This is a genomic window from Stenotrophomonas sp. YJH_SMC_40 (genome assembly GCF_059368615.1).
Genome location: NZ_JCAFRX010000008.1, coordinates 226,561 through 239,723 on the forward strand (window position 1 = coordinate 226,561; position 13,163 = coordinate 239,723).

Below are 13,163 nucleotides of genomic sequence, written 5' to 3' on the forward strand. Positions count from 1 at the left end.
GGTTGCTGGTGCGTTCAACGATCCACGATCCCACTGGAGTCCGGTCATGGTCTTCGCCCGTTGCTGCACTGTGTTGTTGCTGGCCCTTGCGGCCTGGCCTGCTGGCGCGCAGTCGCCGCCGATCTCCCGGCCGCAGGCCAGCACGCCGTTGCTGATTGCCCCGGCTGCCGAGCAGGCGGTCCAACTGCGACACGCCCGCATCGAAGGCGAGGTCCAGGCCGGCGTTGCCCAGACCCGGATCACCTTGGAATTCCACAACCCGAACCGTCGTGTGCTGGAGGGTGAGCTGCAGTTCCCGCTGGCTGATGGCCAGCAGATCACCGGCTTCGCGCTGGATATCAACGGCGAGATGCGTGACGCGGTGCCGGTGGCCAAGGACCGCGGTCGCCAGGTGTTCGAGGAGATCGCCCGTCGTGGCGTCGACCCGGGGCTGCTGGAACAGACCGCCGGCAACCAGTTCCGGCTGCGCATCTACCCGCTACCTGCCGGCGGCATTCGGCGCGTGCAGCTGGTGATGCGTGAGCCGTTGGCCTTCGACGGCCACGGCTGGCAGTGGACGCTGCCGCTGCAGTTCGCCGCCGGAGCAGCCTCGGTTGAACTGAAGCTGCAGGCCCCGGGCGCGACGGCCGCGGGTACGGCGCCATTCCGCATCAGCGCGGGCCAGCTGCAGTGGCAGGGCAGGGGCGCGCAGTTGCCGAAGCAGCTGCAGTGGAGCCTGCCCGCAGCACGTCAGGCGCAGGTCCAGGTGGCGTCCTGGCAGGACGGGCACTACCTGTTGGCGCAGCTGCCGGTGTCGACCGGCAGCACGCCGCGCACGTTGCCCCGCGAGATCGGCCTGCTGTGGGATGGCTCCGGCTCGGGTGGGCAGCGTGACCGCACGCGCGAGTTCGCCCTGCTGGATCGGTACTTCGCCGCGATGGGTGACGGCACCGTGGCGTTGACCGTGCTGCGCGATCGCGCCGAACAGGTGCGTCGATTCCGCATCCGCGCAGGCAACTGGAGCGAGCTGCGCGCGGCACTGCAGGCGGTGCGCCCGGACGGTGCCAGCGCGCTGGCCCAGTGGCAGCCGCAGCCGAGTGTGAAGGAATACCTGCTGGTCAGTGATGGCCTGCTGACCTATGGGCCGGACCAATTGCCGACGCTGGCACCGGATCAGCGCCTGTTCGCGATCAGCAGCGCCGGTGCCCGCACCGACAGCACGCGCCTGCGCGGCTGGAGCGAATCCCATGGCGGCCGTTTCGTCGCGCTGGGCAAGGATGTCGACGCGGCCGCGCATGCGCTGCTGGCGTCGCCGTTGGATGTGCAGGTCGATGCAGGGCGCGGCGTGCAGGATGTAGTGATCGATCGTCGCAGTGAAGCCCAGGGCTGGTTGTGGCTGCATGCACGACTGGCGGCCGACAGTGTGCCGATGCGGGTGCGCGTGGGTGGCGGCGAATGGCAGGCGCTGCCCGCCACGCAGAAGAGCAACGACGGCGAACTGCTGGCGGGCTTGTGGGCGCAGGCGCGCCTGCAGCAGCTGGCCGCCGACCGCCGTGGCAACCGCGAGGCGATGCAGCGGCTGTCGCAGCAGTTTGGCCTGGTCGGCCCGGACACCTCGCTGATCGTGCTGGAGACGTTGGAGGACTACCTGCGCTATGCGATCCGCCCTTCGGGCACGCTGCGCGCCGGGTACGACGCCAGGTTTGCAGTGCAGGTAAGAGATCGCGCCGCTGCTGATCGCCAGCGCCTGGATGAGGTGGCGGCACGCTGGAAGGAGCGCCAGCAGTGGTGGAGCCGCAGCTGGCCGAAGGGTGTGCCACCGCAGGCGAAGGGCGGGGCACTGGAAGTGGCCTCGGCGGACCATGCGATGGAATCGGCGCCGGTGGCAATGCTCGCCGCGCCGGCCCCTGCGGCACCGCCCGCCCCGGCACCGATGGCCGCCGCCGCCGAGCAGCGCATGGAAGCCAGCAGCGCGCGTGCACGTCGCTCTGCGTCTGCATCGAACAAGGCCCTGGATTCAATTACGGTCACTGGTGGCCGTGTCGCTGCGCCCGCTGCCGCCAACGAGGGCGAGCTCGGTATCCAGCTGGCGGCCTGGCAGCCGGACTCGGCCATCGCCCGGCGCCTGCGCCAGGGCCCGGCGTCGCAACTGTATGACCGCTACCTGGCCGAGCGCGATGCGCATGCCGACAGCAGCGCGTTCTTCCTCGACGTGGCTGACCTGTTGCTGGAGCAGGGTCAGCGCGACCTGGCACTGCGTGTGCTGTCGAACCTGGCCGAGATGGACCTGGACGACCGCCACCTGCTGCGCGTGCTCGGTTACCGGCTGATGCAGGCTGATGCCCCCGCACTGGCGGTGCCGGTGTTCGAGCAGGTGCTGGCGATGGGCCAGGAAGAGCCGCAGAGCTTCCGCGACCTGGGCCTTGCACTGGCAGCGGCCGGCAAGCCGCAGCAGGCGCTGGCGCCGCTGTACCAGGTGGTTGTGCGGCCGTGGGACAGCCGCTTCGATGGCATCGCCCTGATCGCACTGGATGAACTGACCAACCTGGTGGCCCGCAGCACGCCCCGGCTGGATACCACCAGTATCGACCCGCGCCTGCTGCAGGCGATGCCGCTGGACCTGCGCGTGGTGCTGTCGTGGGATGCCGACAACAGCGACATGGACCTGTGGGTGACCGACCCGAACGGCGAGCGCGCGTACTACGGCAACCGCCTGACCTACCAGGGCGGACAGATGTCGCAGGATTTCACCGGCGGCTATGGCCCCGAGCAGTTCTCGCTGCGTACCGCCAAGCCGGGCAAATACAAGGTGGAAGCGAACTACTTCGGCAGCCGCCAGCAGCTGGTGACCGGTGCCACGACCCTGATGCTGCGCCTGACCACCCACTGGGGCACGGCCAAGCAGAAGGACCAGATGGTGACGATGCGGCTGAAGGATCGTGCCGAAACCGTGCTGGTGGGCGAGTTCGAGGTGCGTTGAACGCCCGGACACCCGTGTAGAGTCGAGCTTGCTCGACTCTGCATTTCTCCCGCAAGCGGTGCAGGATAGGAGCGGAGGACCCGGACTTTTCCGACCGGGCACTCCGGGTAGATCCAGTGTGCCCATTCCGAGACGAGCCACTCAGTACGCACGCCACGCAGATTCGGATGCTCGGCTTCCGGCGACAGAAGAGCCAAAATCAATCCGGCCTTATTCATCGAGCCGGTACTGACGCGAAATCCATCGCGCCAGCGCCACCCGGCCATTTACTCTAACCGCGTATCCAGCTATCCAGCTGTTTTGCCAGCACGCGGTTCTTGTGCGCGCTGGCGACCATGCCTTTGCCTGGTGCCAGATTGATGCCCAGTTGTGCATTGACCTGCCTGATCCATTGTGGGAACTGTGCAAGATTGACGCCTGTAATTGGCGGCAGTTCGAGGTCATTGCTGATGGGCCGGTCCCCATATGCCTCGTACGTTCCATCACCTGCGGACAAACTGATCGACCACGAACTATCGGGCCAGCTGCTGAGAGTGAGGCTGACACGTGGATGGCCGTTCTGGGAGCTGTACTCGCCATCCTGATACAGCGTGATACGCGCGTTCCAGTCTCGGATGTTCTCCACTGTCCATGCCTGCCTCTGGACCAACTGAATGGCGGCGCCTGCCATGACGCGCTCGTTGTGCAGTGTCGACAGCTGTTCGCAGAGGGTGTTGAACGCCGGGTCTTCAGGACCATGCGGCTGGGCTGCCATCGCTGTGTAGTGGAGAAGCGAGAGAAATCGTTCACGGGCTGCGCTCCCTGCGTGATCGCGATCAAGCTGAATTCGCAGCGCGCCGAGGCGGGTTCGAGTATCCAGCAACGTGACCAGAATCATGCCCCAGTACAGGATGCTGTCGAGCTGTTCGGCATCGTGTTGAACGTGTTGAATGGCTTCGAGGACCTGTGGTGCCAAGCTGCGATAGGGCAGAAATCTCTCCACTTTGTCACGTTGGGCGTAGTACGACTGGTACTTTCTGCAATGCTCGACCAGGCGCACGCGCTGCTTGAGCTCTCCCGCGCTGCCAAGAGAGCCACTTGGGAGCTCGCCGTTCTCGTCGAAGCCGAAGCAGAAAAGATGCTCAAGGCCGAGCCTTGGCAGGCGCGAGTAATAGCCAACAGGAAGCCGCGTGAGTTCACGGTAGGCGGCACTCAGTGCCGGTAGATCCTTTTCGGGAAGTCCGGCGACCTTCCAGTCCCCCACTCGCAGCCAGTGGAAGTAGAAGCGTTGCAGCATGTCCCCAGACAGGTGGCGACCTGCTTTCGGTGCAAGTACGCCGAGTTGGTAGTGATAAGCCGGGTAAATGTCGCCTTGACGCTTCTCAGCAAGCGCAGCTTCTTCTGAGTCAACAAAGGCTACCAGCAGCTTGAGGTCGGATTGATCCATTGCAGGTCTCCAGGCAAAGGGGCCTTCTGGCGGGAAGGCGACCTCCTAGGCTGGCAGGGCGATGTGGAACATCCAATGCGAATAGTTGCAAATGCCGTGAAGGGGCGCGTATCCGTTGCCCGTATCAGGTCCCACGCGGAATCCGCCTCGCCAGCGCCACACCGCCGCCTAGGCAGCCAGCATCACGCACAACCCGGCGCGGAGTCGCCCGCCAAACGCGCAAAGCAGTATCAGCGCGGTATAGGCCGTTTCGTAGCCGAGCAGGCTGACGAACTGCATCTGCGACAGCACCCAGCCGGCATCGAAGGTCTGCTGCAGCCACAGGTGCCAATGGGTCTGGAACATCCGTTGTCCTCATTGCGCCGTCGCGGCGCGTACCGTCGGTGACGATAGCGGATCGGCTTTCAGGCCGAACAGCGGCCGCAGCCAGCGCGAACGACGGATCAGCAGTTCATGGATCAGCAGGCAGCCGCCGACGGTACCGCCGAGCAGCAGGGCCGGTTCGGCCCACGGCCCCAGCTGTAGCGGCTTGAGCCAGAACAACAGCACGATGATCAGGCTCTGGTGCAGCACGTACCAGGGATAGATCGCCTCGGTGCAGTACGGCAGCCAGCCGAACGGGCGGTCGAGGGCGACCTTGCCCCAGCCCAGGATGGTCAGCAGGGCGGTCCAGACGTACAGCGACTGGCTGGTGCGGCCCTGCAGGTCCCAGAACGTTTCAGGCCATTGCCGCAGCAAGGAATCAGCCGGCAGTACCTCGCCGAGGATGCGCAACCCCAGATACCAGGCGATCGCGGCCAGCGCCAGCCATAGCGTGGTGCGGCGCAGGGCGACCACACGCTGCCAGAACACCGGCTCGCGACCGAGCAGGTAGCCTGCCAGGAACACCGTTGCGTATTTGGCGTGCTGGTACCAGTCGCCAAGCAGGGCATTGGTGGACGGATAGATCGGCTCCAGCCAGATCACCCAGGCCAGCAGCAGGGCGGACGGCAGGCCGATCAGCAGCATCGGCGATGCAGCGCAGAACGCCACCGCGCGGCGCACCACCGGCCTTCCCAGCAATGGCATCAACAGGGCCAGGGCCAGCGTGTAGTTCCACAGATAGGCCAGGTACCACAAGTGGTTCCAGGTGATGCCGTACTGCCAACCGGCGAAACTCCCTTCCGGCCACGGCCGCACCTGCCAATAGCGCAGCAGGAAGTGGCCGAAGCCGGGTGCCACGTGGCCGTTGGCCACGCCCTCGCAGTAGGGCTGGATCGGCACGATCACGAACATGCCGAACAGCAGGGGCAGCAGCAGCCGCCACGTGCGCAGGCCGGCAAAGCGCAGCAGCCTGCCTTCCGGCCGCATCAGTGCGATGGCGATGCCCGAGATCAGGAACAGCAGCGACATCCGCCAACGATTGACGAACAGCATCGGCCACTGCAGCCATTCGGCGGTATGCATGCTCTTGAGGTGGAAGCCCCAGTCGTCCACATAGGCCATGGCGGTGTGGTAGAGGATCAGCAGGGCGAAGGCGAACACGCGCAGGGCGTCGATGTCGTGGCGTCGGGTCATGGTGGAGGTGTGCCGGAAGGTCGAGCCAAGGTGACGCCGTCCGGATCCTTGCGGCGACTGGCAAGGGGCCGCTGGAACCGACGCAGTGACCAATGGCGGGGGTGGTGGGACCAATGGAGCCGCTACCCTTGGTCCCTTGAGGCAGGCTGGAGCACCGCAACGACATGGATGCAGCAATGACCCAGGGCCGACCATCGCGCTGGCGTACGTCAACTCGCCTGCTGGTATGGGCGGCGATCCTGTCGGCCTCGGCAGTGACCAATGCGCTGGTGGAAGTGATGGACGCCAGTCGCCGCGGCGCGGATCTTGGGCTGTGGGAGCCGATGATCTGGGAGTTCAGCAGCCTCGCCCTGATCCTGTTGACCCTGCCGTTGCTGTGGTGGGGCTGCGAGCGCTGGCCGCTGCATGCCGATACCTGGAGGCGGCGGTTGCCGCTGTATCTGCTGGCCAGCGTCGGCTGGTCGCTGCTGCACGTGATGGGGATGATGCTGCTGCGGCATCTGGCCTACGCGTCGCTGGGCTACCGCTACCAGGACGATGCCGGTTTGTTGGAGCGTTTTGCCTACGAGTACCTGAAGGATGTTCGCACGTTCGCGATGTTCGTGGCCCTCGAGCACTTTGCCAGCTGGTTCGGCAGGCGCAGGCAGGGCGAAGCGAGCCTGCTGGCCGAGCCCGACGTCGGCCCGCCGGTGGAGCCGGTCGAGCGCCCCCAGCACTTCCTGGTGCGCAAGCTGGGCAAGGAATTCCTGGTTGCCACCGCAGATGTGGAGTACGCGCAGTCGGCGGGCAACTACGTGAACTTGCGGGTGCGCGGGCACGACTACCCGCTGCGGATCACCATGGCGGTGCTGGAGCAGCGGCTGGACCCGGGCGAGTTCCTGCGCCCACATCGCAGCTGGCTGATCAATCGCGGCCAGTTGCGCTCGATCGAGCCGCTGGACGGAGGCGAGGCCCTGCTGCACATGGCCGATGGAGCCAAAGTGCCCTGCAGCCGGCGCCAGCTGCCGGTCCTGCGGCAGGCGCTGGGCGGCGCGGGCGCGGGTAGAGTCGACTGTCGGTCGACTATCGCGCGCAGCGCGGGCTCCACCGCAACCTGAATGAAAAGCAGTCGACTGACAGTCGACTCTACTGAGGCGGGTCTACCAGTGGTTGGCTCCCAGCTGCGGGCCTGGTCCCTCATTCCGGGCGCCCCCGGCCTGCGGTATCATTGGCAGTCATCTTTTGAATGCATAACCGCCGACATGATCGAACTGAATCCTGTCCGCCAGCGCATCACCGATCTGACTGATCGCGTGCTGTCGCTTCGGGGGTATCTTTGACTACGACGCCAAGAAAGAGCGTCTTGAAGAAGTAACGCGGGAGCTGGAAAGCCCCGACGTCTGGAACAACGCCGAGTACGCCCAGAACCTGGGCCGCGAACGTTCCAGCCTGGAAAAGACCGTGGGCGGCATCGCCTCGGTGCTGGATGGCCTGAACGACGCCACCGAACTGCTCGAGCTGGCCGAGTCCGAGCAGGACGAGGACACCGCACTGGCGGTGGTCGCCGACCTGGACAAGCACCAGGCGCACGTGGAGAAGCTGGAGTTCCAGCGCATGTTCTCCGGCGAGATGGACAATGCCGCTGCGTTCGTCGACATCCAGGCCGGTGCCGGTGGCACCGAAGCCCAGGACTGGGCCGAGATCCTGCTGCGCATGTACCTGCGCTGGTGTGAATCGCGCGGCTGGAAGACCGAGCTGATGGAAGTCTCCGGCGGCGACGTCGCTGGCATCAAGTCGGCGACGCTGCGCGTGGAAGGCGACTACGCCTATGGCTGGCTGAAGACTGAAACCGGCGTGCACCGCCTGGTGCGCAAGTCGCCCTTCGACTCGGACAACCGCCGCCACACCAGCTTCACCTCGGTGTTCGTGTCGCCGGAAATCGATGACAACATCGACATCACCATCAATCCGGCCGACCTGCGCACCGACGTGTACCGTTCGTCCGGTGCCGGTGGCCAGCACGTCAACAAGACCGAGTCGGCGGTGCGCATCACCCACATCCCGACCAACATCGTGGTGGCCTGCCAGACCGGCCGCAGCCAGCACCAGAACCGCGACAACGCGATGAAGATGCTGGCCGCCAAGCTGTACGAGCTGGAGATCCAGAAGCGCAACGCCGAAAAGGACGCCGTGGAAGCGACCAAGTCCGACATCGGCTGGGGCAGCCAGATCCGCAATTACGTGCTCGACCAGAGCCGCATCAAGGACCTGCGTACCGGCATCGAACGTTCGGATACGCAGAAGGTGCTGGACGGCGACCTGGACGAGTTCGTCGAGGCCAGCCTGAAGGCCGGCCTGGCCGTGGGCTCCAAGCGCGTCGATGCCTGATCTGCGCGCCTGCGCGGATATCGTCACCCTCGTGCGCAACGCCGAGGGTGGCTGATCACGCTTCCGGTAGAGCCGAGCCCATGCTCGGCTGCTGTTGGCGCAGTAGCAGATGCGTCGAGCATGGCTCGACGCTACAACGGGTACGGCGGTAGCGATGATGCGCAGCGAAAGTGAACGCAAGGAACTCGGCGGCTTCCTCAAGGCGTGCCGCGCCCGTGTCGACCCCGCCACGCTCGGTCTGCCGGCCGGGCGGCGGCGCACCCCGGGCCTGAAGCGCGAGGAAGTGGCGCTGGCGATCGGGGTCAGCGTGAGCTGGTACACCTGGATCGAGCAGGGTCGTGAAGTGCGCGCCTCTCCCGAAGTGCTTGAGCGCCTGGCACAGGTGCTGCGCATGAGCGACGACGAACGCGCCTATGCCTTCGCGCTGTCCGGCTACGGCGTGCCGCTGGAATCACCGGACGAGAGTGTGACCGACGGCCTGCGCCAGCTGGTGGAGGCGATGCAGCCGATCCCGGCGTACGTGCGCAACACCCGCTTCGACATCCTGGCCTGGAATCCGGCCATTGCCGAGCTGTTCGTGGACTACAGCCAGCTGGCACCGCACGAGCGCAATACGCTGCGGCTGATGTTCCTGTACCCGCCGTACCGCACGCTGATCCTCAACTGGGAAGAAATGACCCGCGGCCTGCTGGCAGGCTTCCGTGCGGCGATGGCGCAGGCGCCGGACAAGGCCCCGTTCCTGGCGCTGGTCGAGGACATCTCGGCGCACAGCGAGGAGTTCCGCCAGTGGTGGCCGGAGCACGATGTGCGTCGGTTCGATGAAGGTGCGAAGAAGCTGAACCATCCCACGCGCGGGTTGCTGGACCTGCAGTACGTGGCGCTGGTGCCGGAGAGCCGGCATGACCTTTCCCTGGTGACCTACCTGCCGCGGAAGTAGGGGGTGTTCGGCAGGGCTTGCAGCCCTGCACCTGCTCAATGCAACGGCCAAAGCCAAAGCCAGAGCCAGAGCCAGAGCTAGGTTCCGTGGTTTGGCGGGGCGGTGTCGGCGTGCGGGGACGCCGCAAGTACGTCCGTGTAGGCTTGGCAGCCGCATCCATGCGGCTGACACCCCGCACGCCGACACCGCCCCACCTTCGACAGGTTCACGCGGCTGTTGGCAACTGCGGCTTTGTTCCGCGCGGCTGTTGGTAGGTGTCGACCTTGGTCGACACGATTTTTCTCTCAGATATCGAATGAGTCATCCACGCATGGCGTGGGTCTACTGTGTCGACCAAGGTCGACACCCACCAACAGCAACGCAGAGCGCCGTCCCGACAGATCGCTGAACTCTGTCGAAGGCGGGGTGGGTCCGGTTGAGGGGGCGTGAGCCGCATGGATGCGGCGACCGAGCTTACATGGACGTACTTGCAGCGCCCCCCTCAACCGGACCCACCCCGCCAACCCACGGAATGCCAGCTTCTGCCGTTGACGTTGCTCTGGCTTCGGCGGGTGCAGGGCGCAGCCCTGCCGATACCCCCCATTCAGACAGGTAAGTGCGGGTCACAGGATAAGCAGACGCCTTGTTGCCTCCGCCATTCGGGTCCACATTCCTGTGCAGGAGACGGGCCACCGCCCGTTGTCGAGACAACAGGAGCCCTGCATGTCCGCTGCCCCCACCACCGCCATTTCCCGCGATCCGGCCACTGGCCAGCAGATCGCCAGCCATCCCTTCGCCACCGACGCCGAGCTGGAAACAATCCTGGATCGCGGCCAGGTCGGCTTTGCGGCCTGGAGCGTCAAGAGCCTCGAACAGCGCGCAGACGTACTGCGTGCGATGGCCGCGGTACTACGCCGTGACCGTGAAAAGCTGGCCGCGCTGGCTACCGCCGAAATGGGCAAGGTCCAGGCCGAAGCGCTGGCCGAAATCGAGAAGTGTGCTGTGCTGTGCGACTGGTACGCCGACAACGGTGCGCAGTTCCTGCGCGACGAACCGACCCAGGTGCCCGACGACAAGGCTTACGTGTCCTACCTGCCGCTGGGCGTGGTGCTGGGCATCATGCCGTGGAACTTCCCGTACTGGCAGGTGATGCGCGCGGCGGTGCCGATCCTGATGGGCGGCAACGGCTTCCTGCTGAAGCCGGCCGAGAACATCGTCGGTACCGCGCAGCTGCTCGATGCCGCCTGGCGCGATGCCGGCTTGCCGGAGGGCACCTTCATCGCGGCCAACATCAGCCGCGAGGGCACCAGCCGCGCGATCGCCGATGACCGCATCGCCGCGGTGACCCTGACCGGCAGTGTGGCCGCCGGCCGCAGCATTGCTGCCCAGGCCGGGCAGGCGCTGAAGAAGGTGGTGCTGGAACTGGGCGGTTCCGATCCGTTCATCGTCCTGGCCGATGCCGATCTTGATGCGGCCGTCGATGCGGCGGTGGCCTCGCGCTTCCAGAACACCGGGCAGGTCTGCATCGCCGGCAAGCGCATCATCGTTGAAGACGCGGTATACGACCGTTTCGTGGCGCAGTTCTGCCAGAAGGCGCAGGCGCTGACCATCGGCGATGGTCGTGAAGCGGGTAATCGCATTGGCCCGATGGCACGCCAGGACCTGCTGGAACAGCTGGATGCGCAGGTACGCGCCTCGGTGGAAGCGGGCGCGAAGCTGCTGGTCGGTGGCCATCAGCTGGATCGCCCGGGCGCGTTCTACGCACCCACCGTGCTGGCCGACGTGGAGCCGGGCATGCAGGCCTTCGATACCGAGACCTTCGGTCCGGTGGCCTCGATCAGCCGCGCTCGTGATGCCGACCATGCGGTGGAGCTGGCCAACCAGAGCGAGTTCGGTCTCAGCGGCAACCTGTGGACCGGCGACCGCGCCCGTGCGATGCAGCTGGCGCGCCGGCTGCAGACCGGCGGCGTGTTCGTCAACGGCTTCTCTGCTTCCGACCCGCGCGTGCCGATCGGCGGCGTGAAGAAGAGCGGCTTTGGCCGCGAACTCTCGCACTTCGGCGTCCGCGAATTCGTCAACGCGCAGACGGTATGGTTCGACAAGCGTTGACGCGCAGCTTCCATCCTTCCTGCAACGATCCATCACCAGTCCAGCGAAAAGGACGGCATTCCAATGTCCAAGGGTTCAGATCTGCTTGTCGCCGCGCTTGAGAACGAAGGCGTCGAGCGCATTTTCGGCATTCCCGGCGAAGAGAATCTCGACGTGGTCGAGTCGCTGCGCCATTCCAGCATCGAGCTGGTCATCACCCGCCACGAACAGGCGGCGGTGTTCATGGCAGCCACCTATGGCCGCCTGACCGGCAAGCCCGGCGTGTGCCTGGCCACGCTCGGCCCGGGCGCGCTCAACTTCACCACGGGCGCGGCCTATGCGCTGCTCGGTGCATGGCCGGTCATCATGATCACCGGCCAGAAGGGCATCGTTGCCAGCAAGCAGGCGCGCTTCCAGATCGTCGACATCGTCAGCACCATGAAGCCGCTGACCAAGCAGGCGCGGCAGATCGTCTCGGCGCGCACCATCCCGACCATCGTCCGCGAGGCGTTCCGCACGGCGCTGGAAGAGCGGCCCGGTCCGGTGCTGCTGGAGCTGCCCGAGGACATTGCGGCTGATGAGGTCGGGGACGTGGCGCTGATTCCGCCGCATGCGGTGGATCGTCCCATTGCCAGTCCGGAGGCGCTGGACCGCGCGGCGGAGATCATCCGCAATGCCAAGCGACCGTTGCTGATGATCGCTTCGGCGGCGTCGCGGCCGCAGTCCAGCGAGGCGCTGTCGGCGTTCGTGCTGCGAGCCGGCATCCCGTTTTTCACCACGCAGATGGGCAAGGGCGCGGTGGCCGGTGGTTCGGGCCTGTACATGGGCACCGCGGCGCTGACCGAGCGCGACTACGTGCACATGGCCATCGACCAGGCTGATGTGATCGTGACCATCGGCCATGAGGTCACCGAGAAGCCGCCGTTCGTGATGCGCCCGGGTGGGCCGACCGTGATCCATATCGGCTATTCGCAGGCGGCGGTGGAGCAGGTGTACTTCCCGCAGGTGGAAGTGATCGGCGATATCGGCCGCTCGCTGACCCAGCTGGCCGACCGCATCGAAGGCGCGGTGCCGAACGCCGATGCGCTGCTGCCGTTGCGCGCGACCATCCTGGAGCACCTGGCCGCCCGTGCCGAGGAGGCCGGCTTCACTCCTCAGCGGCTGGTGCATGACGTGCGCCAGGTGATGCCGCCGGACGGCATCGTGGCGCTGGACAACGGCATGTACAAGATCTGGTTTGCGCGTAACTACCGCACCCAGGTGGCCAACACGCTGCTGCTGGACAACGCGCTGGCGACCATGGGTGCGGGCCTGCCGTCGGCGATCATGGCCTCGATCCTGTATCCGCAGCGGCGGGTGCTGGCGGTGTGCGGTGATGGCGGATTCATGATGAACAGCCAGGAGCTGGAGACCGCGCGCCGGCTGGGCCTGAACCTGGTGGTGCTGATCCTCAACGACGGCGCCTACGGGATGATCCGCTGGAAGCAGGCGGTGGATGGCTTCACCGACTACGGCATGACCTTCAGCAACCCGGATTTCGTGAAGTACGCGGAAGCCTACGGCTGCAAGGGCCACGAGGTGACCGCCATCGAGCAGTTCATCCCGACGCTGGAGGCGGCCTTCAACGAGGGCGGGGTGCACCTGGTGTCGGTGCCGGTTGATTACTCGGAGAACCAGCGGGTGCTGGTGGACGAGCTGCGGCAGGCGTTCCCTGGGAACGGTTGACGCCGGGACGAGCGCCAACCAAGGTTGGCGACTACCGGGGCATCGGTTCCCCGGAATCCGGTAGGTGTCGACCTTGGTCGACACACGGACCGCCAACCAAGGTTGGCCGCCATCTGGGCGGGCCC

At 66.0% G+C, this 13,163-nt stretch carries 9 protein-coding genes and 1 pseudogene; 6 read left to right on the forward strand and 4 right to left on the reverse strand.

Annotation, left to right across the window (positions count from 1 at the left end; all coding sequences use genetic code 11):
- The first annotated feature begins 46 nt into the window (after positions 1–46).
- Positions 47–2,959, forward strand: coding sequence for a DUF2135 domain-containing protein (locus AC5P6X_RS16545; RefSeq protein ID WP_123958530.1), 2,913 nt, complete (start codon positions 47–49; stop codon positions 2,957–2,959).
- Positions 2,960–3,048: 89 nt separating this feature from the next.
- Here the strand turns inward: AC5P6X_RS16545 and imm45 are convergent.
- From imm45 to AC5P6X_RS16565, 4 genes and pseudogenes are all read right to left on the reverse strand, one after another.
- Positions 3,049–3,225: pseudogene (gene imm45 / locus AC5P6X_RS16550) on the reverse strand (Imm45 family immunity protein); the annotation flags it as partial.
- A gap of 5 nt (positions 3,226–3,230) precedes the next feature.
- The gene (locus tag AC5P6X_RS16555) at positions 3,231–4,385 is read right to left on the reverse strand and encodes a hypothetical protein (RefSeq protein ID WP_099605335.1); all 1,155 of its coding nucleotides are present in this window, start codon (positions 4,383–4,385) and stop codon (positions 3,231–3,233) included.
- A 168-nt stretch (positions 4,386–4,553) separates the two neighbouring features.
- A complete protein-coding gene (locus AC5P6X_RS16560; protein WP_232015537.1) occupies positions 4,554–4,730 on the reverse strand; it encodes a hypothetical protein in 177 nt (58 codons plus the stop codon).
- Positions 4,731–4,739: 9 nt separating this feature from the next.
- Positions 4,740–5,942, reverse strand: coding sequence for an acyltransferase family protein (locus AC5P6X_RS16565; RefSeq protein WP_088435741.1), 1,203 nt, complete (start codon positions 5,940–5,942; stop codon positions 4,740–4,742).
- A 176-nt stretch (positions 5,943–6,118) separates the two neighbouring features.
- On the opposite strand from AC5P6X_RS16565, the gene AC5P6X_RS16570 reads away from it, so the two are divergent.
- The 5 genes from AC5P6X_RS16570 (at position 6,119) to AC5P6X_RS16590 (ending at position 13,038) form a co-directional block, all read left to right on the forward strand.
- Complete coding sequence (locus AC5P6X_RS16570; protein ID WP_049448345.1) at positions 6,119–7,039, forward strand: LytTR family DNA-binding domain-containing protein; 921 nt, start codon at positions 6,119–6,121, stop codon at positions 7,037–7,039.
- 144 nt (positions 7,040–7,183) lie between these two features.
- Positions 7,184–8,309, forward strand: a protein-coding gene (prfB, locus tag AC5P6X_RS16575) for a peptide chain release factor 2 (RefSeq protein WP_014037064.1) whose coding sequence is annotated in 2 segments (ribosomal slippage) — positions 7,184–7,258 and positions 7,260–8,309 — 1,125 coding nt in all. Because the reading frame shifts where the segments join, the coding sequence is not laid out codon by codon here.
- A 154-nt stretch (positions 8,310–8,463) separates the two neighbouring features.
- Positions 8,464–9,246 carry a helix-turn-helix transcriptional regulator gene (locus AC5P6X_RS16580; RefSeq protein ID WP_032966703.1) on the forward strand — a complete coding sequence of 261 codons (783 nt, stop codon included), beginning with the start codon at positions 8,464–8,466 and terminating at the stop codon, positions 9,244–9,246.
- A 702-nt stretch (positions 9,247–9,948) separates the two neighbouring features.
- Entirely contained in the window at positions 9,949–11,334 is a 1,386-nt protein-coding gene (locus tag AC5P6X_RS16585) for an NAD-dependent succinate-semialdehyde dehydrogenase (RefSeq protein ID WP_049449865.1), read from the forward strand.
- A gap of 63 nt (positions 11,335–11,397) precedes the next feature.
- The gene (locus AC5P6X_RS16590; RefSeq protein ID WP_099605333.1) at positions 11,398–13,038 is read left to right on the forward strand and encodes an acetolactate synthase large subunit; all 1,641 of its coding nucleotides are present in this window, start codon (positions 11,398–11,400) and stop codon (positions 13,036–13,038) included.
- Positions 13,039–13,163: the final 125 nt, after the last annotated feature.

Bases quoted from the DNA above. Each gene is read 5' to 3' on its own strand.
- AC5P6X_RS16545 (WP_123958530.1), top strand. From the start codon at position 47: ATGGTCTTCGCCCGTTGCTGCACTGTGTTGTTGCTGGCCCTTGCGGCC.
- AC5P6X_RS16555 (WP_099605335.1), bottom strand. From the start codon at position 4,385: ATGGATCAATCCGACCTCAAGCTGCTGGTAGCCTTTGTTGACTCAGAA.
- AC5P6X_RS16560 (WP_232015537.1), bottom strand. From the start codon at position 4,730: ATGTTCCAGACCCATTGGCACCTGTGGCTGCAGCAGACCTTCGATGCC.
- AC5P6X_RS16565 (WP_088435741.1), bottom strand. From the start codon at position 5,942: ATGACCCGACGCCACGACATCGACGCCCTGCGCGTGTTCGCCTTCGCC.
- AC5P6X_RS16570 (WP_049448345.1), top strand. From the start codon at position 6,119: ATGACCCAGGGCCGACCATCGCGCTGGCGTACGTCAACTCGCCTGCTG.
- AC5P6X_RS16580 (WP_032966703.1), top strand. From the start codon at position 8,464: ATGATGCGCAGCGAAAGTGAACGCAAGGAACTCGGCGGCTTCCTCAAG.
- AC5P6X_RS16585 (WP_049449865.1), top strand. From the start codon at position 9,949: ATGTCCGCTGCCCCCACCACCGCCATTTCCCGCGATCCGGCCACTGGC.
- AC5P6X_RS16590 (WP_099605333.1), top strand. From the start codon at position 11,398: ATGTCCAAGGGTTCAGATCTGCTTGTCGCCGCGCTTGAGAACGAAGGC.